Source organism: Butyrivibrio sp. AD3002, assembly GCF_000420905.1.
Lineage (GTDB): Bacteria > Bacillota > Clostridia > Lachnospirales > Lachnospiraceae > Butyrivibrio.
On record NZ_ATVV01000041.1, the window covers coordinates 1 to 26,057 of the forward strand.

The window sequence follows — 26,057 nt, forward strand, 5'->3', positions numbered from 1 at the left end:
CTGAGGCCGCATAAGTACAATGGTTACAGGCCTCCAGTTGTAGATGAGATTCTGTCAAAGGCTGAAAACATGCCCGCTAGGTGGCAGCTGATGATCTACTTCGGTCAGAAGAAGATACTTGAACTTCAGGCTGCCAGCTGATTGTTCTTAGATTCTGAGCCCGAGGTATTAACCTAGCCACCGCTTTAGCGGCTTGCCCTTGATGGCACAAAAAATAACTGCTACACTGCTGCAAACGACGGAGAAAATCTGATTGTTCTTGAGTTCTTCGCCGTCGGTGATTAACCGTCAGCAGTTATTTTTTGTGCTGTCAAGGGTGGCGTCCGGCTACCTCAACCTATATATCTGCAATTTTCGAGGTTCATCTGAGCCTATTTTTTGACCCAGTTTTTTCATAGATCATTTGACACTATCTAATATAGGAGGCTATCCAGATATCAAAGGTAATAATTCCACATCCAAAGAACAGAACCTCTGCTACATTCTTTAGAAAATTCAGCAAAATATTTCTGTCTAAAAAGTTTCCTGAATCAATCCCTGTAAGAATAAGGTTCAGTATCGTGACTGCAAAAACTACAACAATCATGATCCGCATCACATTCATCATGACTCCGCCGCCTATTCCTAAGCCACCGCACCACTTAATTTTACTCCTTATACAGAAGTTCTCCATGATCTGCATAAGTGGCTCATTCTGTCTGCCCTCTATAAAGCCATTATTTGCAATTGTATATACCCTGATCTTCGGGTTATTGCTTTTGCACCAGACTTCCATCTCCCTTAGAAATGGAAGTACATGAGATGGGACGCCGTCCACATAAAGCGGCATTGCAAAAACAACTGCATCCGCATCCTCAAGTTCTTTTAAGATATTCTCATAATCAGCCTTTGTACGGAGCTTCATTCTCTTTTTTGTTCCGGAAACAAAAATGCTTGTCATGCCGACGATAAAACCTGATGCAGAAAGTCTATTCTTGGGGCTGCAATCAATAAAAACCGTCTTCATATCTTCGATACCTCCAGGTCAGTGATATCATCCATAAATATAATTTCAGCAGACTGATATCCGTGGTTGATCCTGTTTCTCTCCACCATCAATTCCCACGTACTCTTTTCATTATCACTAATATCACCGTAGACTATTACCTTCCATGTGTCCTTTCTTCCGTACCTTAAAGTATGATGCATCTCCCCTCCGCGATATGTGCTCATGGGAGTTGATGTCCCAATTGACCTGTCAAGAATGTTCTTAACCTCCGGGCTGTATCCGCCGTAGCAATTCTCAGTGATGATCACAAGGTCATCAGCCTGTCCGATCACCCTGCACATTTGATGAAGAGAATCCATCATGCCACAGGTTGCCGGGTGTCTTGTCCAGCAGTCAAAGCACCCCTGGCAAGGTGCATACTTACCATCAGCCCATATCACATCCGAAAGCTTTGTGCTGACTTGCTTATGAAAATTCTCGTCAAGATCATGAATTATCATCCTCATATTTGTTCCTTCTTCACAACCTAATTATCTTCTGTTTTAACCTTTCAAAAATTCAAGAACAGCCTGATTAAACCTCCCTGGTTGCTTATTAGCTATAAAGTGATTGCGAAACTGGTATCATGTTTGTTAATGAGAGAAGAATCGGTCGCCCGATTCTTCTCTCCAAGACATGCATCAGTTATTTCCATCTTTCTTCTTCACGGGGATCCAGATTGCACTGTGATAATCCTTATCCGTCATTTCGCCATTTACACAGTCATACCATTCTGCAGATGCATTCCCGCAAAGTTCATAGTCCGGATTACCCGGAAGCCACTCATTGAAAATCTGTGTATTCAGGCTCTGCAGTGCCTCAGGAATAGGGCCGATGCAGTCAAATACTGCCCAGTCACCCATCGGAAACTCATAGACCACCATTCCTTCAGGAACTTCCCCTCCGGCATACTTCCCAGCCACAAGATACCTAAACTTTCCCTCTCCGATATCATCGATGCAGACTCCATACTCTCCAATGCAGTTCTCTACGATAGCCTTCTCATAAGGATTGGCCGGAGCATTCCCGGCATAAACATTTGCTGCATACTTCTCGCAAATCTCATCCCAGAACTTTGGAATCTCCTGATAAGCAGTATCATTATCAAATATCTTTTGAAAACCGATAACCTTAAACTGGAACATTTTTGTAATTTTACAATTCATTTGATTGCCTCCTTGAACCTGTAGTTTTACAGTCAGTGGAAGGAACGTCCTCACAGCCGCCCCATCACGGACCTGTGATGGTGTTACACCGTGAAAGCGAGAAAATGCCTTTGTGAAGCTCTCAGGCGTCTCATAGCAATAAGCGTATGCAATATCGATTACCTTATCATCCGTATTCTTCAGATCCAATGCTGCCTGATACAGCCTGCGGTTTCTGATATACTCCCCGATTCCGTATCCGGTCATCAAGGAGAATCCCTTCTGAAGAAAGAACGGAGAAATATACACCTGATCTGCCACATCCTGCGCACTGATGTTGTCTTTCAGATGTTCTTCCATATAATCAATTGCTGTGCGAATGCTGGTAAGCCACTCCATCTTATACAATCTCCTACTCCGTTCCGGCCGTTGCTAAACATACACCAACGACTCGAAACAGCCTTCCCTTTACCCTGACACAATTAGTATATCTGGTCAGTAAGTACTCATCCTGTCATTTTCTGTTCAAATCTGTCCTATTTTCAGTCCGATTAACTTAAAATTGCTGATTTCTTTGTGCCAAATAGAAACGGTATAGCTTTATTGCTTCTGAAGCGTATCCATTATTTCGAAAATCTGCTCCGATAAAATAAGTAATGCCCACTTTCTCCAAATCTTCATAAAATGTACATCCGACAGCTCCGGCAGGCGAACCTGTTATTGTATCTTCAATCACATAAGCAAGATAATTCTTTCGAGGATCGTCCTCTCGCGCCAGATTTTGTGCTTTGTTGATAACGGAGCTTTTTGTCCTGTACCTAAGGTTATGAAATCAGCTACCGAATCACCCCAAAATCCTCGCTCAGGATCAATCCAACAGATTTTGCCGATCACTGAATTTCCTTTACCGAATGTTGTTACTTTCCGTATTCGTTCACATACTTGATCACATCATTCTTTTTATTTATCTTCTCAATTATTGACGTATCTAATGAACCCAATAAATCCTCAAACTGAATCTGCGACTTTCTTCTTATTTCCTTGAGTTTCTCAGTGTCTTTCCGCTTTCTTTCTGCTTCACTCTTTGGATATCCCTGTCCAAATGGCTCAGAAAAAAGCGCTTCTATTGTCTTTTCAAAGTTATCTTCGCCTGCCCAGGTATAGTCTTCGCCTAGCGGAAGTGAAATAGCATTACCATTATTGATCTGTGCAAACAGATAAGCGTCCTTTGGCGTAGGCGCATATCCACAAATTACTCCAGGCATGCTGTTGCACGCCAGCATCATTCCCTGGCCGGACGAACAACCGGTTACAATGAAATCAACAGCGCCGCTTGAAAGTAGCAAACCAACAAGAACCGAAACATCTATATAGGAGTACTTTTCCTGCTCATCTAAAGTACAGCCAAAGTTTATGACTTCAGCATCTTTAGGGGCATATTTTTTTACAGTATTGAAAATAAGCTCATTTTTTTCAGCCTGAGAGCTCGCTTGAATTATTCCTATTCTCATAACGTCATCCTTAATGTATTTTGTGTTTACTTTTTACCTGCAATTCTGCAACAGATACATATCCTTTCTTAAGTATATCAATTATTTAAGGTATTGACGCTCTCTATAACTATTTCCGGTTCCGTCAGGTGAATATAATGAGTGCTTTTCTTAGCCTGGATCCATATTGCTCTTCTCGAATACCCTAAATACTCTTTCATGATCTCCTGCCACAGTCGTTCGATCCTAGCGGCAAAAGGACGGCTGTTTCCACCAAATTCCATGTTTTCCTTGATTGCTTCCTCAGATGAATGAGTCACAAGAATGATCGGAATATCAGGATATTTTTCCTTAGATACCATATTTTTTAACGATGCATCATCGTGAGCTAACCTATACTCTTCCCTGCATGTGCGTAGATGCGTGGTATTTACAAGCGAATTAAGGATATCCTCATTTTGCTCCTTGGAAAAATTGGCGTAATAAAAAGGCGGTGCCTGACACATCACTTTCTTTACAAAGCCTTTCATTCCAAGCTTAGTAAGCGTTTCTAAAAAAATAAAGTTTTTACTCTTATCTACTCCGGATTTTTTAAACTCCTTCGCAGTTAATTCCTTCTTAAATCTATTATCTTCTGTAGTTAATGGGTCCAAAAGAATTAGTCCCTTTACCATCTCCGGATAGAGACCACAGAACTCGCTGGCATACAGTCCTCCCTGCGAATGTCCTATTATCACCAGCTTTTCATCATGCGGGATTTCATCTAGGAGATTCATTAATTCTTTAGCAATATTCGTAGGCGTTCTTTCTTTATCACTCTTATCACTGTGATTTATCCCGGCTCTTTCATAGACAAGCACACCGTGATTCTCTCCAAGCTCTCTTGCAAGCGCTTCCCATTCAGCTATGCATGCTCCAAGGCCCATTTCTATTACGATATCTACAGTTTTACTTCCAAAAATCTTATAATTCATGATAGCATTCCTCTTTCCGATTCATCCTACCCTTATGCCCCACGCAGAAGACTTGCCTAATGCATTTCTCCCACCATTCTCAGTACTTTACCTGCACTCTGCAAGTGTTAATACATCACAGCCCTTTTTGGCATAATAATCATACATCTCAGGCAACTTCTTCAGATCATAGCTTGTCACACAATCAGATATTACATGCACAGTGTATCCGCATTTTGCAAGGTTATAGCTTGTAGATTTCACACACCCCGTTGCATCAGCTCCAGCGATATAGAACTCTTTTATTTCATTATTTTCAATAAAGTTCGAAAACGCCTCACAGGTGAGTGCACTTGCTTTTGATTTTTCAAAAATATTGTCTGACACAACATTTAATTCCGGGACTAGCTCAGCTCCCTTGCTGCCGGGTTTAAAGGTTCTTGTTTTCTCAGACAGATTAAAATGTTTTATATAGATTACGCGCATGTCATTTTCAGATGCCCAGTTAATAGCTGCATTTACACGCTCTATGATCAATTTGTAGTTTTTTGTGATATCGTTCTGAAGGTCTATAACTATCAATGCCTTATTTTCCATAAATAATTTCCTCCTGATCTAATGGCTTATTTTTATACAGCATAACAAACAAACTGCTGTATCTTGCTCTTTTCACCAATTTATATAAGTTTTACACTGATTTATTGCAAAAAAATGCACTGTGGGTTGTGCTCCACAGTGCATATTGTCTCTCAAATTCTTATATTTATTTCAACGTTTACAGAACACTAAATGCCATGTCATACATTTCTCTGGCATCATTGGTATTTCTTATATAGTTTGGCTCATCCGGCTCATATCTGACATATTTTTCAACTTCTTCAATAAGAGCCAGGTAACATACTGCTAATGCATATCGTATTTCAGTCTCTTTTGAAAGAACTATCCTTTCTGTTGCAGTTTCATTATAGATATCCAGCTCTTTCTGTTTAGTTGACAACGGTGCTTTTTGCCCGCTACCAAGGGTTATGAAATCTGCTACAGGATCACCCCAAAAGCCTCGCTCAGGATCAATCCAGCAGATCTTGCCATCGTGATAAAGGACATTACTGTCCCACAGATCAAAATTCACCATTCGGCAAGGTATACTCATAAGGAGCTTTGCATGTTTATCAATATATGAAATAAACTTCTCCCCATCAGGGGTCTCGTATCCAAGAGCCTTACAATCCTTAACAAGATTACCCGCCATGGACTTTAGCGCATCATACCATGTATCGTGAAGTCCGGATTGTATGTAGCCAAATCTGTCATTTTTGATCCTGTGTATCTTGGCAAGCATTTCTATTTTCTGCTTCTGAACATTTTCATATTCATGATCCGAGAAATTCACAGCCCACAAAGGCTCTCCTTCCATCATCTGCATGATGAAGCAGTTACTCTTTACGATGCTTTTTGAAAAATCAGACACATATACTTCCGGGCAAAGAATATCTGTGTTTTCATGCATTTTCTCATACCAGAACACTTCTGATCCCATCATGTTTTTCTCATATGAAAGAACCGTAGCCCCCTCCGGAGGAGCTATCTTGAGGGCAGAACTCTTTCCGTCATCAAGCATTACCTTATATGCAGAATTGAACTCTCCATTACCAAGTGGTGCCATATCTGACACATTCCCAAGTTTATGGAATGCGAAAAGCTCCTTTATTTCTTCTAGGGTTGCTTCATATTTCGTTTTACTCTTGATCATTATTTAAGCCCTTTCTCTTTTTCCCACTCTGTACGCGTAATAGCATATGCGTAAGATATTTCATTCTTTGGATCAGGGTATTCTTTCACTTTTTTCATACCATTGGCCATAGCTGTTGAGTAGGAGCCAATATTGGTATACTTCATATAAGAGTAAATCTTATCATAATCTGTATTCTTAAATGCCCAGTCTCTGCATGCGCGCGCAGCTTCTTTTGCAAATCCCTGTCTCCAGAATTTCTTGTTAATGTGGTAGCCTATTTCAGGTAGCAATTCTCCATCAATATTCTGGATTGTAATACCACAATCGCCTATGAATTCCCCTGTATTTTTAAGTGTGACTGCCCAAAGGCCAAATCCATAGGTTTTGTAATTATCAAGATTCCAGGTTATCCATCCCATTGTCTTCTCTTTATCAAACGGGGCCGGCTAATGCTGCATAGTCTCAGGATCAGATAATATTTCATACCAGGAATCAAAATCATCTACTGTGAATTCTCTGAGGATCAATCTTTCCGTTTCTATTTTCATGGTAGCCTCCCTGATCATTCATGCTAATCAATTATTTTTTTTGGCCATTTACAGATTCCCACCTCAAGAGCTCTTTCTTCCTTCAGATGAAAATCTGCATATTTACAATACCAGCAGCCTTTCAAGCTTGGAATTGCATCCTCTCTTGGAGTGTATGCAGGGCAAATATCTTCTGGCCACACACTTCCGTCTCTCTTAAGAATATCATAATTGTTTGCTTTATTATCCATTGCATAGCAGCAAAGAAATATATTCCCAGCCTCAAAACCTTAGTCTTAAGATTCTGAGAAGCCACGCAGACGGCCATGCTGAGCCAGTCATATCCCGGATAGACAAGGGGCGAAAACACGACCATAGCCGTATATGATAGCAGACTGATTATTCCGCATATACCAAGCTTTGTTAATTTCATAATGTGTCTCCTGTTCTGGGTTTTGTCTTAGTAGGGTGTGCATTTGAAACAAATATCATGGCATCATATGATTCATGTGGATTTCTCCATTCCCTGTAGGTATAAGGGATAGCTTTCATTACTATTCTATTAAGTCCTCCAACGGACTGATCTCCCAGGTTTCCCAAGAATATATATCCATTAATCTGAGCTGCAATGCTTGAATCATCCGGAACCTTCGAAAAGTCAAGCAAACATACGTCATTCCCACTCTTATATGCTGCTTTTGCCAGGGGATCATGCGAATATGCTGTGAAGGTTGTACGCTGCTTCTCATTCTTTGGCATATTGCAGGTTGTTTTATAAAAATCTGTTCCTATGCTGAAATATGCATCCCTGCCAATCTCATCCGCAAGAATGTTTCCCATAACCTTATCTTCTCCGCCACGGAATGTTCCAAATTGTTCCATATGTCCGTTATGTCCGGACAGGAAGACCATCTTGTTGCCAAGCTGTTCTTCCTGATCCAAAATCCACATCGCATTCTCTGCCATAAAGCTGTCACGAAGTCCAAATGAGCCTGTAGGATTTTTTTCATATTCATCAAAAAGCCTGCTGTTTTGTATAAGCACATCTGCATAATGCGCTGCTGCCTGATAATGATTTTCTAACAAAAGGTCTCGTACTTCTGTAAGAATCTTTTCTCTGTCTTCCAATCTAAACTCATCCGAATATTCAGCTCCATCCATTAGCTGTTCAAGCTTGGTGGTACTGATTCCACATTCTGTCAGCGCTTCAATGACATATTTAAACTCATATTCTTTATCCTGCATGTCGAATCCATAGAATCGTATATCCTGTCCTTCTACAGCCGTCTCATTGTAAGATCTCATCCAGGATATGAGATCTGCCATCTCATCTGTTCTGTAAATCTGAAATCCAAGAGTTTCGGTTGCTTCTTCCAAAGTTCCCTCCCCTCCATGGATGTAACGGTTTATAGCTTCACAGCCACCGGTATCTGCCTCCAGAACAAATGCTCTTATTCCTTTGTTTTCTACCATGTCCTGAAATACAAGTTTCTTTAGTTCCTGAAACTCCTTGTTACCGTGTGTTGCTTCACCAAGCGCAACAATACGAGTACCTTCAGGAACATCTATACTGGGAAGTTTATCACCTGTGATTTTCTCTGCATACTTTGCAAATTCATCTATATCCGCGCTTTTCCCTGTGCTAAATCCTCCAAAATGGCTATACACAAGACCGCAGACTACCATTACCAGCAACACAGTAGTCGTAATGATCACTCCAATAGGTTTCTTTTTTCTCTTTTTCAACTCAGTCACCTCCATTCCAAAAAATACACTACTACAGAGAAAAACAGACCTTATCAATTACACTGATAAAGGTCTGTTTTACACTTACTTTTTTGTACGAAATAGGCAAAAAATTCTTTTGTTCAACTTAGTATTTTCGCTAGCTATTTTCTTATAACCCACTACATATCATATTGAAACATCAATCGAAGCTCCATCTGAAACCGGAGCTGCCATTGCAGGCATTGATACGGTTACCCCCTGCACTACCGGGCTTCCAACCGCTGCAGAAGCTGACTGTCCACCTCCCATACCGGGAATACTTCCGGCTTTTCCAAGCTCATGCTTGATCATATCTTTAAGATATTCCATATTTGCTTTTACTATAGCCTTGTTTTCTGAAGCCCTGTGCTTTCTCTTTAGATCCTCAAAATCCTCTTTGCTCATATGCGGATCTACCACTTCCATATCTTCAAGCATCTCCATGGTTTCTTCCAACTCTTCCAATTCTTCTTCGCCAAATTCAGAGATCATCTTGTTCAGGTCTGCCATCATTTCATCCGAAACATCAGCCCCACTCTCTTCTATCTGCGAGAGGACATCCTCCAACATCTCCTCGCGCTCATCGAAGATTTGGTCTTCTTTCTCAGTGATCTTTTCTTCCTCTGCCTGTGTTATGGCACTCTGAATACCCCGAACAGCATCTTCCTGTTCGTCAAGGCGCTCATCCTGCTTCTGAACACGAGCCACCATTTCTTCCAGCTCCAGATGATGTTTCTTTTTCCTTGCCACCATTTCCATGCGCTTTGCATGGGTTAAAGCAAACTGTAGTTCCTCAGGATCACCATCCCCCGCAGAAATCTTTCTCTTTATCTGCGTCACAGCTCTTTTTGCTGCCAGTACTGCCTGCCCGGCACTGTTTGATGTCTTGGCACTCTGTATTTTGGATGCAACCTCTTTATAATTATAGGTCGGCTTAGGCGCTGTCTCTTCCTCTGCTGCATCCGGGGAACCGGATGATGTCAGAAAATCATTTATTTTTTTATTATTCTGATCTTGCTGAGAATCCTGCTTCAGTGAGCGTATCATCTGCCGCATCTGCTGTGATAATCCTTTTCGATCATTAACCTCATTGTCTGTTCTTCTGTCAAAGCTTGATACAAAAGGATTTACCGGCATCTTTCCCATAACTGTATTTTTCATGGCTCCGTCAGTCTTCTGAGCATAGAGATTCCCCTGGGCATTCTTCATGTACTGTGAACTATATAGATTATTCGCAATAAATGATATATTCATGCCGTACCTCATAACATGTAGGAATCGTATTTATACGATTCCTCTCGCGCCAGCCGCACGCTGCATAGCAGCAATTTCCACCGTGCGGCTGTGTGCATAAAACATCAGCCTCTGAAATCTATCTTTGTTCCTACCATTTGCTCGGCCTGAGTCATAACTTTTCCGGATGCATTATTGTATGAGTATGTCTGCACCTTGGAGAGAAGTTCATCCATGGAATCTGCTTCGAATGTTACATATTCCTCGTTATCTGTGATCTCAGTTTCTTCTTTATCAGTATCTGCTTTTTCTGCCTTTTTGTCCCTGGCTTTTTGGATCCGTTCTTCCTGAGCTTTCTTTTCCGCTTTCTTCTTCTCCTGAAGTTTCTGAGCCTTCTTCTCTGCTGCTTTCTTTTCTGTACGCTTTTTCTGAAGATCTGAAGATTTATTTACAGTGGCAAAGAAACTCTCCTTACCATTAGAATCAACACTCATCCCAAAATTCTTAACACTTGCGCCGCTGCTGGCAAGTCCCATCTTAGCCTCTGACATCTTTGTCTGTGCCATGGCAATGATTCCTTCATACTTCTTACGATATGATTCATCCGTCGCCATCCGCTCAAGCTTCTCTTCATCTATAAGGACTACCATTTTGTTGGCATTGCCATAGGAGGCAGCATTCTGCTGGACCTGTGCTTTCATATCCTTGCTGACAGCAATGAACTCCATATTATGATATTTTGATTTCAGCGAATTATAGTAGTCCTTTGCCTTATCGGAAAGCTGCACATCTCCAATAATCATCCCATATTCAGTTTTTCTGGGCACAAGTGAACTCGTGGTATCTATCGGACTCCACGCTTTTGTTTCTACTTTAGCCTGCTGAGAATTTTTTGCTGAACCAGCCTGATCTGCCCTACCTGTATCAGGAGTCTTAGACACTCCCGATTTCTCGTTATAGGCACTCTGATTTATCTGCTGATATGCAGAAATACCATTAATTCCTGTCATACTGATCTACCTCCTTGTAAAAAAGCCGACATCCTTTTCATTCATTTATATCTAAAAACACATAGTAAGACACTTATCCATTTCTTATATTTTTTATCGTCTTATTTACTGCTTGAATGTACCCTTAAATTATTAAAAAAGTATAAAGTTCTTTGTACCCTTAATTGTTGTACAAAAAAGGCCTTCAGAAAACAAATCCTGAAGGTCTTCCATATTACTGTAATACCAGGCTATGCCATCACTTTTGACCGGCTGATAAATACTTCCGGAGAATCGGAACTTACCTTTGTTCCTCTAAATCCAAAGATTAAGATTCATGGCAAGCTGATATGGAAGAAGTATCAGATATTATCACCATCAATAAAAAAATTCATTGAAAAAATGAATGTCATATTATGATTGGCGCGCATTGTATGAACCCCGCCATCTATTCAGCTGCCACCCTCTCACCCTAATCCTACATCCAGCGCCATCATGAGTATGAATCCCAGGGCAAAAGAAATTGTTCCAATATTCGAATGCTCACCCTCGGACATTTCAGGGATTAGTTCCTCTACTACGACGTATATCATGGCTCCTGCTGCAAAGCTCAAAAGATATGGCATCAGAGGAATAAAAAATCCTGATGCAGCAATGACCAAAAGCGCACCTATCGGTTCAACAATTCCGGACAGAACGCCATAAAGAAACGTCTTTCCCTTAGGAACACCCTCACCTAAAAGCGGCATTGAAACAATTGCTCCCTCTGGAAAGTTCTGTATAGCAATACCGATTGCCAGCGCCAGAGCTCCTGTAAAAGAGATCGTGCTGTTTCCGTAAAGCCAGCCAGCACATACTATTCCTACAGCCATTCCTTCAGGAAGATTATGGAGAGTGACCGCCAGGACAAGCTTTGTTGTTCTCTTTAGCCCGCTCTTTGGACCTTCCTCGTTTTTATCCAGATGCATGTGAGGCGTCACCATATCCATTACCAGAAGGAAAAGCATTCCTATCCCGAATCCGACAGATACAGGAATAAACCCAAGCTTTCCCATATCTGCTGTCTGATCAAGTGCAGGAAGCAGGAGGCTGAAAAAAGATGCGGACACCATCACCCCCGAAGCAAAGCCTGTCAGCGCACGTTGCATCTGCTGGCTCATCTCTTTTTTAAACAAAAATACACTGGCAGCGCCAAGCGCCGTTCCAAGGAATGGAATGATGATTATATTCCACATATCTTGTAGCTCCTTTCCTTTAGTAATGTCATATTTAAGTCTTATCAGGCCAGGGAACAACAATTTCAGCATTGGGTGGGTAATCTCTTTCTTGTTCCATTGTCCCCTGTTTCCCACTTACTATATTATGCCTTTTTGCGGCACATTCGTAAAATTACATAAAATCCATAATTCTTATTGAGGTATCCCCCAAAAAACAAAATATATATTCTCTTTAAAATCACTATATATCTCGGATTTTGCTACCTGTTCCGAAGACTCTTCTTTTTTCACAACCTTGTCAAGCACAAGTAATTTATAAGACTATTCTCGCTAAAACCAGAGTTCACCTTTCCAACATCACGATATATTCCGGTGTTCCTTCCTCTGGTTGTCTCTTCCCGTTGAGTTTAAATCCATGTGTCTCATAAAACCTGACGGCATCTACATTCTTTTCCAAAGTCCACACAAATTTTACATCAAACTTCTCTTCCACAAACTCTAGCAGCTTAGAGCCGATGCCTTGTCCCCAAAAGAAGTAATCCACGTATAATTCAACGATCTCTTTTCCTTCCAGATGGATCATTCCTTTAACTATGCCATCATCATATACCCAGACTTTATCCAGTAGTTCAGGAGCTCTGAATTCATCAGCGACCCTGACTACTTGCAACTCGTTAAAAGAGTAATCGTCGTTATGAAAGATTGATCTGTACTTTATTCTCTTTGTAAACACCAGGATTTCGGCAATCCTGGATAAATCCCTGAGTTCTGCTTTTCTTATCACGTTTCTGTATCCCCCTTACCGATAGATTGCCTGGTCAATGTCCATTTTCAATTGAGCATCTGATGTCATGACATCAACATCGACATATCTTCCAAGCTCGACGCAATCGCCGAGGTCGAGCTTCTCGGAATACTGCCAGATTACAAAGTCCTGCACCGGAAAAAAGAATGTATTCCTGATCCACAGCGGATTTTCTCCGATCTCTCCTCTTAAATACTTGAAATAGAAAGTCTGCGTGGTGTAAATAACAGGCTTTGTTCCATACTCCTCTTCCATGAGTGCTGAGAGTTCTTTTAGCTTTGATATAACCAGTTCTTTCTGAGGTGGATTCTTTCGCATATCACCGTACCACTCTACGTCAATTGCTGGGATCAGCTCCATTTTATATTCTTTTACAGCTTCTCTGAAGTTGTCCATCTGCGTCTCTGATGAGCTTTCAAGACTTAGGAAATGGTAAAATCCGTAGTTGATATCAGTCTTAGAGACACCATCATAATTGTCTGCCAGTTTTTCATCCACATAGCCGCTTCCCTCGGTCGCCTTTATATAAGCAAAAGAAATGCCATGCCCTGAAACCCTAGGCCAGTCAATATTCCCCTGATGATGAGATACATCTATTCCCTTTATTGAATATCTTTTTGAAGCTACAGGGGCCGATACAGCTATCATAAAGCAAATCAGTGCCGCAAAAATCAAGCCCCCCACTACCAATGCTGTCTTTCGTGGTATTTTCATATATGCCAGACCTTTCTACCTGATCCTATTATTATACAGCTAATCGCCATTTTGTATTGGATTTTGGATCATAGTAGAGTCGTATTACTCTTTTCATATTCATAACAACAATCAGGCACTCAAAAACGAAGGTGTAATCTCCCACAAAAATACCGTCTTCCGTTGTGTGCGTGCCCTTTTTCTCGCTCTCTCTGTAAGCCTTTATAGTATAAGTCTCATATTCCCCATCATCATTCATAAAGCGCAGACGCAGCGGAATGATGCTTCCATCCGCCTTGTGTTCGCTGATAACATCCACTTCATCAATGACTCTGCTCATAACAAAATCTCCTGAATCTATATCCATCAAATCATCAATAGGATTATCCCCGTCAGCTATATTTTCCCTTTTAATCAGGTCTCTGTTCTTATAAGGGACATCTTCCGAGATCAGACGCTCTTTTTCTCTCAGTGCCTCCTCAAAGCCCTTAAGCGCCGAAAAGGGCATGAACTGGCTTGCCCTGTCTGCTCTTGGCATAAAACGCGCCTCCTACTTTTTGTGTCCGCCTATCTGGGCGTTTCTGGCTATCGAATTACCGGCTTCATATAGGTCCATCCCCTTTAAGACGGCATTTTTCCCATAGCGGGACTTTATCCGGTTCACCGACCTGGTCACCTTCCTGTCCTTCTCCATAACTTCGGGATCAACAAAAAAGCTGTACTGCTCAAAGCATTCGTCAAGTACGGAATTGGCGCTGAGAATAACTCTCCTTATCGGTACTATCCTGTTGGTAGTCTTATAGTAAAGCCTGACATAAGCATCCATCAGTATCCGGTAGGAATTTGTCGTAACCTGCAAGGTCATATTCCCGCCGGTAGATGGATACGTTCCTGCGCTGTAGCCTATATAAAGCGAGACATTATTGCTGACCACATGCGCCGCAACCATATCAAGCGAGAGCTCGTCCGCCATCTCCTTCACTATAATCACAGCTTCATCAAAACTGTAATCTCTCATCAGCACCTGACCGCAGGAAAGAGATTTGGAGCGGGTTCTATAGTTTTTGATGTCCTTCATGGTGCAGGATTCCCGTCCCCATGCATGGTCTATAATGTACTCCGCAAGAACTCCGAACTGTTTATACAACAAGTTTTCCGGATAAACCGCGATATCTCCCTGGGTATACATCCCAAGCGCGTTGAGCCTTCGCGCAGTTCCGGGGCCGATGCGCCAAAAATCGGTGAGCGGCCTGTGTGTCCAGAGCCTCTGTCTGTAGGATTCCTCGTTGAGCTCCGCTATGAAGTCCGGAGAATGCTTCGCCAGTATATCAAGGGCCACCTTGGCAAGATACAAATTAGTACCGATGCCACAGGTAGCCCTTAGTCCCAGCTGTTCTCTTATGTCGTTCATGATGCTCAGTGCCAGGTCATGGGGCGATAGTCCGTAAAGCTCCAGATAGGCAGTCACATCCAGAAAAGATTCGTCGATTGAGTAAACATGTATATCTTCCTTAGCGACATAGCTCAGATATATCCCATAAATATCCGCGGATACATCTATATATCTCTGCATCCTGGGAGGCGCTACGATATATTCCAAATTCTTTGGAATCTCATATATCCTGCAGCGGTTCTTAATTCCAAGGGCCTTCATGGCGGGCGTGATGGCCAGACAGATAGTCCCCTTGCTGCGCTCCTTATCAGCCACAACAAGAAGAGCCGTCATGGGATCCAGCCCCCTGTCCACGCACTCCACACTGGCATAGAAGCTCTTTAGATCAATTATGAAATATGTTCTCTGCTCTCTATCCATAGGCATACCTTTTTAAAGTATCGAATGTATGTTCCGAACTTTTGTTCATTAATAGTATACCCATCGAACGAATGTTTCAAGCGAACAAAATATTAATTTTTGATGAACAGATTTTTTATGCAGAAGTCACTAATCCATGTCAAGATATGCGCCCTTCATCGGACTTACCACATGCTCTCTGAAAAGTCTCAGCACACCTTTTTGGTATTTACCGCTGCGCGGTTTCCAGTTTTCCTTTCTGTTCTGAAGGATTCTGTCAATCTCCTCCGGAGACCTCCTTTCACCCTTTATTCCGATTATATTAAGTTTCCTCTCTCTGACATCAAGCTCGATGAGATCGCCCTCTTCAACCAGCGCTATAGGCCCTCCCGAAGCGGCTTCCGGAGAACAGTGTCCTATCACGGGACCTGTGGAGGCACCTGAAAAACGGCCATCTGTGATAAGGGCAATGGATCTTCCGAGCTCCTTATCCGAGCTAATGGCTTCCGAAGTGTAAAACATCTCCGGCATTCCGCTGCCCTTGGGCCCCTCATACCTTATGAAAACCGCATCATTTTCCCGGACCTTGTGGTGAAGAACAGCCTCAAGGCACTCTTCCTCCGAGTCAAAGGGGCGGGCATACAAAACGGCCTTCATCATCTCCTCCGGGCATGCTGTATGCTTAATTACAGCTCCCTCCGGCGCAAGATTGCCTTTTAATACCGCTATGCTTCCGTCAGTGCCAATGGCATTGTCATAGGATCTGATAATATCCCGCCTTGTAGCCTGCACATTATAACGGTGGTTAAACTCCGAAAGTCCGCGCCCGCACTTTTCATAATACCCGTTATTTTTTAACTCCATGAGGTTCTCGCCAAGAGTTTTCCCTGTAACGGTCATGGCATCAAGGTGAAGCTGGTCTTTTATCTCCTCCATTATTGCAGGAACACCTCCCGCATAGAAAAAGCACTCAGCAGGCCATTTTCCGGCAGGTCTGATATCAAGAAGATAGTGGGCTCCCCGATGAAGACGGTCAAAGGTGTCCCCGTCTATCTCTATTCCGATCTCGTGCGCTATTGCGGGAAGATGCATGAGACAGTTCGTGGAGCCTGAAATTGCAGCGTGCACAAGGATCGCATTTTCAAAACTATCCAGAGAAAGAAGCTTCGAAGGTCGCATATCTTCGCTACCCGCCATCTCTGCCGCTCTCATTCCGGATCTGTAGGCGCAGTCACGTATCTCTTCGCCCGAAGCAGGTAGAAGCGCGCTTCCGGGAAGTGCAAGTCCCAGAGCCTCCGCCATTATCTGCATGGTAGATGCTGTACCGATAAATGAGCAAGCGCCGCATCCCGGGCAGGCATTGGCCTTTGCCCAGTTAAGCTTATCCTCTCCGATTTCTCCTCTCTCATACTTCGCGCTGTACATGCCAAGCTGCTCCAGTGTCAGCATTTCCGGCCCTGCCTTCATAACGCCTCCGGGCACAAAAACAGAGGGAATGTCGACGCGCAGCATTCCCATCAGATTCCCGGGAACCGATTTATCACAGCTTGCAAGATAAACACCTGCATCAAAAGGTGTAGCATTTGCCTGGATTTCGATCATTCCCACCATCATTTCACGACTCGCGAGGCTATAGTTTATTCCGTCTGTGCCCTGGCTTTCCCCGTCGCACATATCAGTGCAGAAATATCTAGCACCATGGCCGCCTTTTTCGGATACACCTCTAAGAACTTCCTCCATAAGCACCTTCAAATGTACGCTTCCCGGATGGCTGTCACCATAGCTGCTCTCAACAAAAATCTGAGGCTTGGAGAGATCCTCGTTCTTCCATCCCGTCCCAATCCTTAGCGGATCAAGTTCAGGAGCCATTTTTCTCATCTGCTGACTTTTCAATTCCATGTCCGACCTCCGGATTTTCCGATATTCCTACGTGATTTTTGATGTAGCCCTTTTTAAATAATTCTGTAGCCTGCCTTATCAAGAACCTCCTGCGCAAGCTCGAAATTCTCGGCCTTAACCAGAATATAATCCGTATTAAAAGTCGAAACAGCGAAGATTCCTATATTGTTCTTGGCCAATACCTTGGATATCCCCGAGAGAATTCCTATGAGTGAAAAATCGAGTTCTCCCTGTATTCTGAAGCACTTCCAGCCATCGTTTCGTTCCACCGTATTTTCGGGAACCGTCTCGGTCCGGCACACGAGAGAAATCTCCTCATCCGTTTTTCCCACGAAGCAAAAGTCCTGCTGTAAATCTATCTTAGAAATATCCTTAACCTTGCATACTGTAAAATCATATGGTAACCGCAATAATTTCATAATTACACCAACCTTTCCTTCACAAGATCTTTATCTTCGTCATATTACAAATTGCTGACAATATAGTTCCAGATTGCCGTTGTGGGCTTGGGATTGTAATGTATTCCGTCGGGCGATATCTCTACGTTGTTCTTAACATAGGAATATACGTCTATCACCTTCACGCCGTGAGCACTTGCCCATCCGGTGACGCTCTGGTTAAAGGCGATCATTTTTTCATTTGGATAGTTTGCGACATCGAATTCGCCGCTGAGGGATTCATCCGCAGTAGGGCCTACTGTACAGATAACAACTGTTTTTCCCTGGCTTATCAGACTTTCGTATACAGACTCGTATAAAGCCGCATCGTTGTTATCATTGCAGCCAAGCCATGATACCAGCGTGTCAAACTCCCCTGTGCCATAGCGACCGATAACATCAGTGAGGTATGCACAGTGGCAGCCGTCTTTTGCAAAAACCCTGATTCCGCCGGCATCATAATCGTAGATTTCCTCTGCATTTCCATCAAACATATCAACTGTTCTTGAATCTCCCACAAAGAAGATTCTGCCATAGCCGGTGCTCTCCTCTTTAGGAGTCTCCTCCTCGGAAGTAGCCTCGGTTGCTTCGTTTTGTGCTTCATTTTGTGCTTCCTCTGCGGGAGCAGCCTCTTCCTTCTCAGAACCGGCTTCATCGCTTTCAGTCTCGTTTTCAGAAGCTGTCACAGGCTCGTCAATATCATTATCAAAATTGCTCTCAACCCCTGAAGGGCTCTGGCCGGAAGGAGTTGCCACGCCGGATGATGACGGTGACGAATCATCACCTATACTTTCAGGCTCGCTCATGTCCGGCGCGTCACTTTCAAAGCTTGTAGACGGTGATCCGGTATCACCGAAATCTTCCGATGCATTATCGCTTGAAGGAGCTTGTGCAAAATCGGATGCCGGAGCACTGCTGTCGCTGCCATCGTCTGTGGCATTCATTGTCGGCGTCTCATCGGCGCTCTGATTTGAAACCGTTTCGGTCTCTGAAGGAGTGGGCAGAGCCGGCCTTTCGGTGTTTGTACTGTTTCCACAGCCTGACATGATCAGGCATGCTGCTATCAAAATAAACAATCTTTTTTTCATACCAAATGTCCTCTTCTTTTTCAAAACTTTTTAAACAGTATATCACATCGCAATATCTGCCACGATAAAGCCTATAAATGGTTAGCACTAAGCACTTACGATAAATACACTATTTATGTGTGGTACAATACTTACCATGTGAAAAAAATCAAAATAAAAATATTAGGGAGCTATCATGAAAAAGAGAATTTTAATTGGGCTATTGGCAATCAGTTTGTCTGTTCTATCCGGCTGTGGCCAAAGCGCTGCAGAGAAGGAAGCCGCACCGGCTGAAGCAGCCTCGCAGGAGGCTGCTTCTGCGGAAGAGACTGTATCTGAGACAGAGACAACTGCCGAAGAAAATACTGAGGTTGCCGACGGAATCGCAGAAGCAATTGAGCAGGAAACCTCCTATACAGAGGAAGCTGACGTAGCAGATGCCGATGAGAATGCAACAAGTACTGAAGATGAGAGAATCGCAGAAGCTGAAGTCGGTGACCTTGTACTTCCCAAGTACACTGCCCTGAGAACGGATGAGGCTTCAGGTACCGTAGAACATATCTCATATCCCGCCCACGACTATGCAGGGGACGGCCATGAGATCACAAAGGAAGCAAATATCTATCTTCCTGCCAACTACAGCAGCGATAAAAAATATAATGTTCTGATTCTGCTGCACGGAATCGGCGGCAATGAAAACGAATGGGGATTGGATAAGAAAACTTCCAGAGTTAAAGCACTGATGGATAATCTTGCTTACTACGGAGACATTGATCCCTTCATAGTTGTAACACCCAATGGCAGAGCCTGCGATCTTGAAGGCGAAGGCGGTTCCGGAATAGACGGATTCTACAAATTCGGCCAGGAGCTTCGAAACGATCTGATTCCTTACATTGATTCACACTACAGCACCTATGCTGAATACAGTGAAGGTTATGATTTGTCCGAAGCAAGAGCACACAGAGCCATTGCCGGCTTATCCATGGGCGGTATGCAGACAATAAATATCGGAATAGGCGAATGCCTCGATATGTTTGGATATTTTGGAGCCTTTTCCGCAGCGCCTACCAGCAAAACTGCGGCCCAGACAGCTTCTCTTCTTAAAGACAATACTTATCCCATATACTATTTCTACAATATATGCGGATTACAGGATAGAACAGCCTATTCAAGCGCTTCAGCGGCCGCAAAATCACTGCCCGCTCTCTGCGATCAGTTTGTGGATGGTGAGAACTTCATGTGGCAGGAGCTTAACGGCGGCCACGATTTTCACATCTGGTATCTGGGCTTCTACAATTTCGCCCAGCTGGTATTTAAGGCGGAGGCTTGATTTCCCGTTAGAGCCCGCCCATGGAGCGAAAAAAATCGACTACTGATTTAGTAGTCGATAGTTACAAGCAATCCGTTACCTGATGCTTCTGAAACAGTGTACTTTTCCGGTACACTGTTTTTTAATGTGTCCGGAACAATTGCAAAGGGTTCTACTCCCAAAGCCTCTCCTTCCGTAATCTCCTCAAGTGAATACGGATCATCGGAAAGCTCAAGATCTGTCTGTATCAGATCCACAAAAGGCAGCTCATAGATCTTTTTTGCTACCGCAATAAGCTTATCAACCTTTTCACGGTCATATACTATCTTGTGGTCCTCCGCCTTTATAAGATCATCCTCGGGAACAATAATATTTATTGTAAAAATCCCCTTCTCCGGCTGATTCAGTATAAAGCTTCTGACTTCGGAAAAACCTTCCAGGACATGCACAATCTGTATATAATCATTCCCGGCGTGTTCCTTAAAAGCAAGCCGATAGTTATCTTCCAGCTTCTTCTGATTGCTATCCATGAGTTCATCATAAGGTATATCCATAAACGGCCAGTACTCGCCAAGAAGATTCAGTCCCGCCGTCGGCAAAACCTTGTAAAAGTCCCTAAGAATAGTATCGTATATATGGTCTCTGTTACATTCAGAGACCAATGAAAAATATGCCGGCATGCTTTCCCCCTCGCTATGCATACAGTCTCTCTCATCAAAAGCTTCAAGATTGACTGGCATTCTTATTAAATTTTTTAGCCTATTTATTCATTATACGATATATAAATGTAAGTGCAATTCCCAAAATTGATAAAATCATTGCTGCATAATAAGCTGCCACATAAGTACCCTGCATACTGTAGATCCTGCCTATGATTATCGGCGCAAAAAATCCTGAAAATGCAAAACCAATAAACATAATTCCATAATTTACGCTTGAATACTTTGCACCGAATTTCTCGTTGGTAAAACCGGGATATATTCCCATAAATCCGCCAAAACATATACCTATGATGCAAATTCCCGCATAGAGAGTAAATGCGCTGCCCTCTCCGGTGATTATAAGCATGAAAAGGCCAACGATCGAGCAAAAAAGCAATATTGTGAGCGTATTGATCTGGCCGATAAGGTCAGAGATAAATCCTCCGAGAATTCTTCCACCTGTATTGAAAAGAGCCAGAACAGATACAACAACAGCAGCTGCCTGCGAGCTCATAAGCACCTGATTCTGCGCAATCGGGGAAGCCTGCGAAATGATCATCATACCCATAAATGCGCCGCAGCACATAAGCACCATCATTACGTAGAATTCCTTGGTCTTAAGCATCTCGCTCCAGGTATAATCCTTAGCTTTTGATGCTTTTGTATTATCGGAAAGAGGTGCAACATACCCTTCCGGCACAAAGCCGTCCGGACAGGGAAGAATCAGTAATGATGCGGCAAATACAATAATAACAATCGCTATTCCAAGTATCTTGAAAGCCATTGTTACATCCATTTTGGAGATGATTGCATTGGCAATGATCGGAACCAGCACTGAGCTAAGTCCATAAGATGCAGTGGCTATACCACCGACCAGTCCCCTTTTATCCGGAAAAAACTTAACGCAGTTGCTGACTGTGCAGCCGTAGGTCATACCCATGGCAAGTCCGCAGCATATACCAAATCCGAAAATAAGTCCCGGAACAGATCCCGCAAAACCGCAGATAAGAAAGCCCAAGCCAAACCAGATTCCACCTATCATAATTACAAATCTCGGTCCAATCGTCCTTACAAGCTTTCCGCCGCCTATCATGGTTATAGGTCCAACCACATTTGCTATGGAGAATACTATAGCAAGACTACTTGCTGTTACGGCATTGTCTCCGCTAAGTCCCTGTACCGCTGAAATATGCTCCGCCATAGGAGATGCAAAAACGCTCCAGGCATACAGTGCACCTATACAAAGGTTAATCAGGCAACTTGCTATTAATACCAGCCATCTCCGACTTGTTAAATTCATTTTCAATCCTCTTTTCGTCTAAAAATTACATGTGTTTTTCAACAATGAGTCCCACCGGTTCATCCCCAAGGGAATGGACGTGGAAATATCCCTCGCCGTAGGGCGGTTTAGGATAGGAATACTTATAAAATCTTTTATTTTCGGTATCTTCCAGACATTCTGCCATCCTCTTCAAGACGTCTTTTGTAAGAAGATTCCCGTTATGTGATGAGATATAATAGTCAAAATCAAGCTCTAAAGCCTTTTTAACCGTTTGGAGCTCCTCCTCCACAGTTCCGTGATTCTTGAAAATCAGACTGATTATCGGAGAGAGCGCATCGCCGCTAAGAAGCAACTTTAATTCCGGAAGTAATATTCCAATCGAACCGTGGCTATGACCGGGAAGGTCAATGATCTCTCCGTGAATATCTCCGAGGTCAATTCGGTCAAAATCAAGCTCTGCGATCTGCTTCCAATCCCCACAACCAAATACAATACCTTGTGTATCGTCTTGTATATTATCTTCCATCTCACTGACCCATTTATTCAGCAGTTCCTCATTATAGGTATCCAGGATATTTCTGTCCTTTTGGGACAGATAAACCTTAGGAAAAAAGCGGCTTCCGCCAATATGATCAAAATGACCGTGACTACAAATTACAAGGAGCGGCAGATCTGTTATCTTTCGCACTTCTGCATGGATATCATCAACTCCGCAACCTGCATCGAATAAAAGGGCTTTTTCGCTTCCGATTATAAGGCTGGTCCCGCTTTCAAACCTATCCTCAAGTATGTATATTTTTTCTGAGATTTTAGTTGTTTTTATCATTTCTTAAGTATAATACTTATCAGCTTTTTCTGGAAAGCATCCACTCCGATACCCACATAAACAACACCTGCTATCATTGCAGCCCCGATCTGGAGCGGCAGTGTACCGATATCAGCTATTGCCATGGGTCCCATTATCGTAAGACCTATTGCCCATCCGCAGAGCCATGCCGGCGTGAAGATGAACTTTGGCACGCTCTCACCGATGAGAACCGCGAGGCCACCCATCACAAACAATGTACAATACAGCTCAACATTGGGATTAAAGCTCAGCTTTTCCATTATAAAAATCGCGATACCCGCCCAAATATCGCCGCACAAGAATCCGATAGCTATTTTAAGGGCATCTGATGCCTTGTTTCCGTTCGCTACATAGAGTCCCGCACATATAAGAGCTACCGCACCGGTGGTGATACCAACCATGGGTGAGAGGACTGCCCAGATAGGCGGAAGCAGCGCTATTCCCAGCGCCAGTGTCAATTTGTTTATTGTTTTTTCGTTCATTTGTAACTCTCTTTTCGTTCTAAAATGAATCAGGCTCCGACTCCTTATTTTCATAAAGCATCGAAGCCTAATAAAGATTATCGATTATTCAAAATCAAAGCCTGTAAAGCAGGGCTTTCCTGTATAGTGCTTTATCTCCTCTTCTCCGTTAAGAGCGCGGATTGCACCTGCAGCCATAGCTTCCATCTCGAATTCTCCGGGATAAGCAAATACCGGTGCAATAAAGGAACAGGTATCTGTAATCTGTTGTACAAGATCCTTGTTATGCACCATTCCGCCTCCGAGAAGAATTCCGTCCACTTTGCCGTGAAGAACGGCTGCCATGGATCCGATGCACTTTTCGATCTGATAAATCATTGAATTCCAGACCATTTCAGCGTACTTATCACCGTTCGCAGCACGGTTTGTAAGTTCAATAGCATCTGATATTCCTTCGTGGCTTACAAATCCGCCGGACTTGGTAATAAGCGGCTTTACATCAGCTACGCCGAGGTTATTCTTCTTCATGTAATCAAGGAGATTGGCAACGGATATGCTTCCGCAGCGCGTAGGAGCCATCGGTCCCTCTCCGCCTACGATATCAAAACCGTCTACCATTTTTCCCTGTCTGTGCGCGGATACTGAGATTCCGCCGCCGATATGGCATACGATGTAGTTTGCTTCCTCATATTTTTTATGAAGAACGTTCTTGCTGTGGCGAATTGCTGTCTCCTTGAGGTTGAGGGAATGGAGGTGTGCGAGGCGATAAACGCCCTTGATTCCTGTCATTCTCGCAAGATCCTGATACTCATCAACATCCGGAGGATTTACTACCATAGCCTTAGCGCCGTTTTTGGATGCAAACTCATGAGCAAGCTGCGGTCCGAGTGCTGCAGGATGGATAACGCCGTTTGCCATGGTTCTGGCATGCTCCAAAATCAGATCGTCCACTTCGTAGGTACCACCCTCCATAGCGAAAAGTCCGCCGCCACGGCCTACAAACACGTCCACATCATCGATGGACTGACCTGCCTCCTTAAGGAGGTCAAGGATCATATTTCTTCTATAGGGAAGCTGATCACTTATGGTCTCGTATTTTGCAAGCTCAGCTGCATCGTGAGATACATTCTGGGTATAGAGACACTCTTCACCCTTAAAAAGCGCGATTTTGGTGGATGTAGAGCCCGGATTTATTGTGAAAACCTTGTATTCTTTCATTTTTTCTTCTCTCCTGCCGCTCTTACTGCGCTGATTACGATATTGCCCTTGATCTCGGATACCGGTGCACTTCTGGAGCAATCGCATACAACCTTGTTAAAGCCCTGAAGCATCGGACCGTAAGCATCCGCCTTACCGAACTGCTGAATGAGCTTAACTGCAACATTACCTACGTTAAGATCGGGCCAGATAACAACATTTGCCTTACCTGCAACCTTGCTCTCTCTGTTTACCTTCTTCTTGGCAACATCCGGGTTGATAGCAGCATCAAGCTGGAATTCACCGTCAATTGCAAGGTCGGGACGAAGCTCGTTAGCAATTTTTACTGCCTCGGTAACCTTGTCGATCAGCTCGCCCTGGCCGCTTCCGCAGGTGGAATAGCTGACACATGCGCATCTGGGCTCCCAGTCGAGAAGTGACTTAACAGTATCACAAGCTGAAATAGCGATACTTGCAAGCTGCTCGGGGTTGGGATTGGTGCACACTGCACTGTCACCGATTGCAAGAAGTGATCCCTCGCTTCCATCAAATCCCGGAATATCGCAGAGTCCGATACTTGAAACTGTTGCAAGACCGGGCTTAATGCCGATTATCATCTGTCCTGCAAGAAGAACGTCACCTGTCGTATAGTCAATTCCCGCAAAGGTAACATCCGCTTCGCCTGCAGCCTGCATAACCATTGCAAACTGGAGCTTATCCTCCATACGACGTCTGAGTGCCTTCTCCTTAAGTCTTGTCTCGGGAAGCGCTGTGTATTTCTCAACAAGAAGGGCCTTGTACTCCTCGTTGTTTACGTCAACGATCTTGAACGCCTCTTCCTTGTAGCCTCTCTCCTTGATAGCAGCCTTAATCTCTGCTTCATCACCCACCAGGATAGGTATGATATATCCTTCGGTGCCTGCCTCATAAGCTGCCTGCATCATCTTTTCATTAAGAGCCTCAGGGAATGCTACTCTCTGGGGATCCAATTTAGCTTTTTCAAAAATCTTATCAATTACGCTCATTTTCTACCTCTCATAAATAGGCTCGCCTTTACAGCGAGCCCAAAATGTTTTACATCTCTTCTTCAATAAGATCGATGAGATCAGAGATTGTCTCGCAAGCACTTGCATCAGCAAGCATAAGAGCTACGTCAAGCTCGTTCTCAATCTCTGAAACGAGAGCTACCATCTGAACTGATGCTCCGTTTAAGTCTGTCTTGAAGGATGTGGATTCTGAAAGCTCAGAAACCTCCTTCTTGTAGGACATTGCTACCATGTTTAATACCTGATCTAAAATTTCCTGTCTGCTCATTTTTATTCTCCTTTTTTCTTGTCCCCTCATCCGGCACTTCGTGCCACCTGTCTCCGCTCCGCTTCGGTCCGAGCTGAACCGACGGTCTACGTTCCACTCCGGTCGTTGCTAAGCACTCGTCCCCCGGACGAGTAGCAACCCCGGACGTCGAGCGCCCCCAAGGGGAAGGCTTT

29 protein-coding genes and 1 pseudogene are annotated in these 26,057 nt (G+C 43.5%); 1 reads left to right on the plus strand and 29 read right to left on the minus strand.

The genetic code is table 11. The features are described 5' to 3' along the window. Positions 1-409: 409 nt before the first annotated feature. The 22 genes and pseudogenes from G596_RS24200 to G596_RS0118760 all read right to left on the minus strand — a co-directional run bounded on the left by G596_RS24200 (position 410) and on the right by G596_RS0118760 (position 18,794). Positions 410-1,006 carry a flavodoxin gene (locus G596_RS24200; RefSeq protein WP_022763331.1) on the minus strand — a complete coding sequence of 199 codons (597 nt, stop codon included), beginning with the start codon at positions 1,004-1,006 and terminating at the stop codon, positions 410-412. After that, the gene (locus G596_RS0118660) at positions 1,003-1,494 is read right to left on the minus strand and encodes an iron-sulfur flavoprotein (protein ID WP_022763332.1); all 492 of its coding nucleotides are present in this window, start codon (positions 1,492-1,494) and stop codon (positions 1,003-1,005) included. The genes G596_RS24200 and G596_RS0118660 overlap by 4 nt, the downstream gene beginning before the upstream one ends. 174 nt (positions 1,495-1,668) lie before the next feature. Continuing rightward, on the minus strand, positions 1,669-2,571 hold the full coding sequence (locus tag G596_RS0118665; protein ID WP_022763333.1) for an AraC family transcriptional regulator: 903 nt from the start codon (positions 2,569-2,571) through the stop codon (positions 1,669-1,671). A gap of 157 nt (positions 2,572-2,728) precedes the next feature. Continuing rightward, positions 2,729-2,968, minus strand: a complete 240-nt coding sequence (locus G596_RS0118670) for a GNAT family N-acetyltransferase (RefSeq protein WP_155829363.1) — start codon at positions 2,966-2,968, stop codon at positions 2,729-2,731. Positions 2,969-3,089: 121 nt separating this feature from the next. Continuing rightward, positions 3,090-3,683, minus strand: coding sequence for an RpiB/LacA/LacB family sugar-phosphate isomerase (locus G596_RS0118680; protein WP_022763335.1), 594 nt, complete (start codon positions 3,681-3,683; stop codon positions 3,090-3,092). A 77-nt stretch (positions 3,684-3,760) separates the two neighbouring features. Then, positions 3,761-4,636 (minus strand): alpha/beta fold hydrolase, encoded by an 876-nt coding sequence (locus G596_RS0118685; protein ID WP_022763336.1) that lies wholly within the window; start codon positions 4,634-4,636, stop codon positions 3,761-3,763. Between the two features lie 87 nt (positions 4,637-4,723). Continuing rightward, positions 4,724-5,212, minus strand: coding sequence for an isochorismatase family cysteine hydrolase (locus G596_RS0118690; RefSeq protein ID WP_022763337.1), 489 nt, complete (start codon positions 5,210-5,212; stop codon positions 4,724-4,726). 178 nt (positions 5,213-5,390) lie between these two features. Beyond that, positions 5,391-6,365 (minus strand): phosphotransferase, encoded by a 975-nt coding sequence (locus tag G596_RS0118695; RefSeq protein ID WP_022763338.1) that lies wholly within the window; start codon positions 6,363-6,365, stop codon positions 5,391-5,393. Further along, positions 6,365-6,781 (minus strand): annotated as a pseudogene (locus tag G596_RS22950) (GNAT family N-acetyltransferase); the annotation flags it as partial. The gene G596_RS0118695 and the pseudogene G596_RS22950, both read right to left, overlap by 1 nt. Positions 6,782-6,793: 12 nt before the next feature. After that, entirely contained in the window at positions 6,794-6,895 is a 102-nt protein-coding gene (locus G596_RS25915; RefSeq protein WP_330361235.1) for a GNAT family N-acetyltransferase, read from the minus strand. Between the two features lie 23 nt (positions 6,896-6,918). Beyond that, positions 6,919-7,125, minus strand: coding sequence for a hypothetical protein (locus tag G596_RS22955; protein WP_022763339.1), 207 nt, complete (start codon positions 7,123-7,125; stop codon positions 6,919-6,921). 178 nt (positions 7,126-7,303) lie between these two features. Further along, positions 7,304-8,629: an erythromycin esterase family protein gene (locus tag G596_RS0118710; RefSeq protein ID WP_242829218.1), complete on the minus strand. Its 1,326-nt coding sequence runs from the start codon at positions 8,627-8,629 to the stop codon at positions 7,304-7,306. 159 nt (positions 8,630-8,788) lie between these two features. Beyond that, positions 8,789-9,895 carry a hypothetical protein gene (locus G596_RS0118715; protein ID WP_022763341.1) on the minus strand — a complete coding sequence of 369 codons (1,107 nt, stop codon included), beginning with the start codon at positions 9,893-9,895 and terminating at the stop codon, positions 8,789-8,791. A 104-nt stretch (positions 9,896-9,999) separates the two neighbouring features. After that, positions 10,000-10,884: a DUF6033 family protein gene (locus G596_RS22960; protein ID WP_022763342.1), complete on the minus strand. Its 885-nt coding sequence runs from the start codon at positions 10,882-10,884 to the stop codon at positions 10,000-10,002. Positions 10,885-11,330: 446 nt separating this feature from the next. Continuing rightward, on the minus strand, positions 11,331-12,098 hold the full coding sequence (locus G596_RS0118725; RefSeq protein WP_026498184.1) for a ZIP family metal transporter: 768 nt from the start codon (positions 12,096-12,098) through the stop codon (positions 11,331-11,333). Between the two features lie 325 nt (positions 12,099-12,423). Continuing rightward, on the minus strand, positions 12,424-12,864 hold the full coding sequence (locus G596_RS0118730) for a GNAT family N-acetyltransferase (protein WP_022763344.1): 441 nt from the start codon (positions 12,862-12,864) through the stop codon (positions 12,424-12,426). A gap of 15 nt (positions 12,865-12,879) precedes the next feature. Continuing rightward, a complete protein-coding gene (locus tag G596_RS22965) occupies positions 12,880-13,599 on the minus strand; it encodes a GH25 family lysozyme (RefSeq protein WP_081646811.1) in 720 nt (239 codons plus the stop codon). A gap of 31 nt (positions 13,600-13,630) precedes the next feature. Continuing rightward, a complete protein-coding gene (locus tag G596_RS25680; protein ID WP_044929133.1) occupies positions 13,631-14,116 on the minus strand; it encodes a hypothetical protein in 486 nt (161 codons plus the stop codon). A gap of 12 nt (positions 14,117-14,128) precedes the next feature. Continuing rightward, positions 14,129-15,397 (minus strand): Y-family DNA polymerase, encoded by a 1,269-nt coding sequence (locus tag G596_RS0118745; RefSeq protein WP_242829217.1) that lies wholly within the window; start codon positions 15,395-15,397, stop codon positions 14,129-14,131. Between the two features lie 123 nt (positions 15,398-15,520). After that, complete coding sequence (gene ilvD, locus G596_RS0118750; protein WP_022763347.1) at positions 15,521-17,269, minus strand: dihydroxy-acid dehydratase; 1,749 nt, start codon at positions 17,267-17,269, stop codon at positions 15,521-15,523. A gap of 53 nt (positions 17,270-17,322) precedes the next feature. Beyond that, on the minus strand, positions 17,323-17,688 hold the full coding sequence (locus G596_RS0118755; RefSeq protein ID WP_022763348.1) for an ACT domain-containing protein: 366 nt from the start codon (positions 17,686-17,688) through the stop codon (positions 17,323-17,325). A 44-nt stretch (positions 17,689-17,732) separates the two neighbouring features. Beyond that, positions 17,733-18,794 carry an SGNH/GDSL hydrolase family protein gene (locus G596_RS0118760; RefSeq protein ID WP_022763349.1) on the minus strand — a complete coding sequence of 354 codons (1,062 nt, stop codon included), beginning with the start codon at positions 18,792-18,794 and terminating at the stop codon, positions 17,733-17,735. 175 nt (positions 18,795-18,969) lie between these two features. On the opposite strand from G596_RS0118760, the gene G596_RS0118765 reads away from it, so the two are divergent. Next, positions 18,970-20,103 carry an alpha/beta hydrolase gene (locus tag G596_RS0118765; RefSeq protein WP_022763350.1) on the plus strand — a complete coding sequence of 378 codons (1,134 nt, stop codon included), beginning with the start codon at positions 18,970-18,972 and terminating at the stop codon, positions 20,101-20,103. A gap of 47 nt (positions 20,104-20,150) precedes the next feature. Here the strand turns inward: G596_RS0118765 and G596_RS22975 are convergent, their stop codons facing one another. The 7 genes from G596_RS22975 to G596_RS0118800 form a co-directional block, all read right to left on the minus strand. Continuing rightward, a complete protein-coding gene (locus G596_RS22975) occupies positions 20,151-20,762 on the minus strand; it encodes a hypothetical protein (protein ID WP_022763351.1) in 612 nt (203 codons plus the stop codon). A 79-nt stretch (positions 20,763-20,841) separates the two neighbouring features. Next, positions 20,842-22,083, minus strand: coding sequence for an L-lactate MFS transporter (locus tag G596_RS0118775; protein WP_022763352.1), 1,242 nt, complete (start codon positions 22,081-22,083; stop codon positions 20,842-20,844). A 25-nt stretch (positions 22,084-22,108) separates the two neighbouring features. After that, positions 22,109-22,891, minus strand: a complete 783-nt coding sequence (locus G596_RS0118780; RefSeq protein ID WP_022763353.1) for an MBL fold metallo-hydrolase — start codon at positions 22,889-22,891, stop codon at positions 22,109-22,111. After that, positions 22,888-23,394 carry a DUF1097 domain-containing protein gene (locus tag G596_RS0118785; RefSeq protein WP_022763354.1) on the minus strand — a complete coding sequence of 169 codons (507 nt, stop codon included), beginning with the start codon at positions 23,392-23,394 and terminating at the stop codon, positions 22,888-22,890. The genes G596_RS0118780 and G596_RS0118785 overlap by 4 nt, the downstream gene beginning before the upstream one ends. 84 nt (positions 23,395-23,478) lie before the next feature. Then, positions 23,479-24,591, minus strand: coding sequence for a butyrate kinase (gene buk, locus G596_RS0118790; protein ID WP_022763355.1), 1,113 nt, complete (start codon positions 24,589-24,591; stop codon positions 23,479-23,481). After that, positions 24,588-25,595, minus strand: a complete 1,008-nt coding sequence (locus tag G596_RS0118795) for a phosphate acyltransferase (protein WP_022763356.1) — start codon at positions 25,593-25,595, stop codon at positions 24,588-24,590. The genes buk and G596_RS0118795 overlap by 4 nt, the downstream gene beginning before the upstream one ends. Before the next feature lie 49 nt (positions 25,596-25,644). Then, the gene (locus G596_RS0118800) at positions 25,645-25,884 is read right to left on the minus strand and encodes an acyl carrier protein (RefSeq protein WP_022763357.1); all 240 of its coding nucleotides are present in this window, start codon (positions 25,882-25,884) and stop codon (positions 25,645-25,647) included. Positions 25,885-26,057 lie beyond the last annotated feature (173 nt).

Excerpts from the sequence above, each read along its gene's own strand:
- ilvD (WP_022763347.1), bottom strand. The coding sequence starts at position 17,269 with ATGGAATTGAAAAGTCAGCAGATGAGAAAAATGGCTCCTGAACTTGAT.
- G596_RS0118755 (WP_022763348.1), bottom strand. The coding sequence starts at position 17,688 with ATGAAATTATTGCGGTTACCATATGATTTTACAGTATGCAAGGTTAAG.
- G596_RS24200 (WP_022763331.1), bottom strand. The coding sequence starts at position 1,006 with ATGAAGACGGTTTTTATTGATTGCAGCCCCAAGAATAGACTTTCTGCA.
- buk (WP_022763355.1), bottom strand. The coding sequence starts at position 24,591 with ATGAAAGAATACAAGGTTTTCACAATAAATCCGGGCTCTACATCCACC.
- G596_RS0118725 (WP_026498184.1), bottom strand. The coding sequence starts at position 12,098 with ATGTGGAATATAATCATCATTCCATTCCTTGGAACGGCGCTTGGCGCT.
- G596_RS0118665 (WP_022763333.1), bottom strand. The coding sequence starts at position 2,571 with ATGGAGTGGCTTACCAGCATTCGCACAGCAATTGATTATATGGAAGAA.
- G596_RS0118680 (WP_022763335.1), bottom strand. The coding sequence starts at position 3,683 with ATGAGAATAGGAATAATTCAAGCGAGCTCTCAGGCTGAAAAAAATGAG.
- G596_RS0118745 (WP_242829217.1), bottom strand. The coding sequence starts at position 15,397 with ATGCCTATGGATAGAGAGCAGAGAACATATTTCATAATTGATCTAAAG.
- G596_RS0118795 (WP_022763356.1), bottom strand. The coding sequence starts at position 25,595 with ATGAGCGTAATTGATAAGATTTTTGAAAAAGCTAAATTGGATCCCCAG.
- G596_RS22955 (WP_022763339.1), bottom strand. The coding sequence starts at position 7,125 with ATGGATAATAAAGCAAACAATTATGATATTCTTAAGAGAGACGGAAGT.
- G596_RS22960 (WP_022763342.1), bottom strand. The coding sequence starts at position 10,884 with ATGACAGGAATTAATGGTATTTCTGCATATCAGCAGATAAATCAGAGT.
- G596_RS0118800 (WP_022763357.1), bottom strand. The coding sequence starts at position 25,884 with ATGAGCAGACAGGAAATTTTAGATCAGGTATTAAACATGGTAGCAATG.
- G596_RS0118775 (WP_022763352.1), bottom strand. The coding sequence starts at position 22,083 with ATGAATTTAACAAGTCGGAGATGGCTGGTATTAATAGCAAGTTGCCTG.
- G596_RS0118715 (WP_022763341.1), bottom strand. The coding sequence starts at position 9,895 with ATGAATATATCATTTATTGCGAATAATCTATATAGTTCACAGTACATG.
- G596_RS25915 (WP_330361235.1), bottom strand. The coding sequence starts at position 6,895 with ATGAAAATAGAAACGGAAAGATTGATCCTCAGAGAATTCACAGTAGAT.
- G596_RS0118785 (WP_022763354.1), bottom strand. The coding sequence starts at position 23,394 with ATGAACGAAAAAACAATAAACAAATTGACACTGGCGCTGGGAATAGCG.
- G596_RS22975 (WP_022763351.1), bottom strand. The coding sequence starts at position 20,762 with ATGCCGGCATATTTTTCATTGGTCTCTGAATGTAACAGAGACCATATA.
- G596_RS0118685 (WP_022763336.1), bottom strand. The coding sequence starts at position 4,636 with ATGAATTATAAGATTTTTGGAAGTAAAACTGTAGATATCGTAATAGAA.
- G596_RS0118660 (WP_022763332.1), bottom strand. The coding sequence starts at position 1,494 with ATGAGGATGATAATTCATGATCTTGACGAGAATTTTCATAAGCAAGTC.
- G596_RS0118760 (WP_022763349.1), bottom strand. The coding sequence starts at position 18,794 with ATGAAAAAAAGATTGTTTATTTTGATAGCAGCATGCCTGATCATGTCA.
- G596_RS0118690 (WP_022763337.1), bottom strand. The coding sequence starts at position 5,212 with ATGGAAAATAAGGCATTGATAGTTATAGACCTTCAGAACGATATCACA.
- G596_RS0118780 (WP_022763353.1), bottom strand. The coding sequence starts at position 22,891 with ATGATAAAAACAACTAAAATCTCAGAAAAAATATACATACTTGAGGAT.
- G596_RS22965 (WP_081646811.1), bottom strand. The coding sequence starts at position 13,599 with ATGAAAATACCACGAAAGACAGCATTGGTAGTGGGGGGCTTGATTTTT.
- G596_RS0118695 (WP_022763338.1), bottom strand. The coding sequence starts at position 6,365 with ATGATCAAGAGTAAAACGAAATATGAAGCAACCCTAGAAGAAATAAAG.
- G596_RS25680 (WP_044929133.1), bottom strand. The coding sequence starts at position 14,116 with ATGCCAAGAGCAGACAGGGCAAGCCAGTTCATGCCCTTTTCGGCGCTT.
- G596_RS0118765 (WP_022763350.1), top strand. The coding sequence starts at position 18,970 with ATGAAAAAGAGAATTTTAATTGGGCTATTGGCAATCAGTTTGTCTGTT.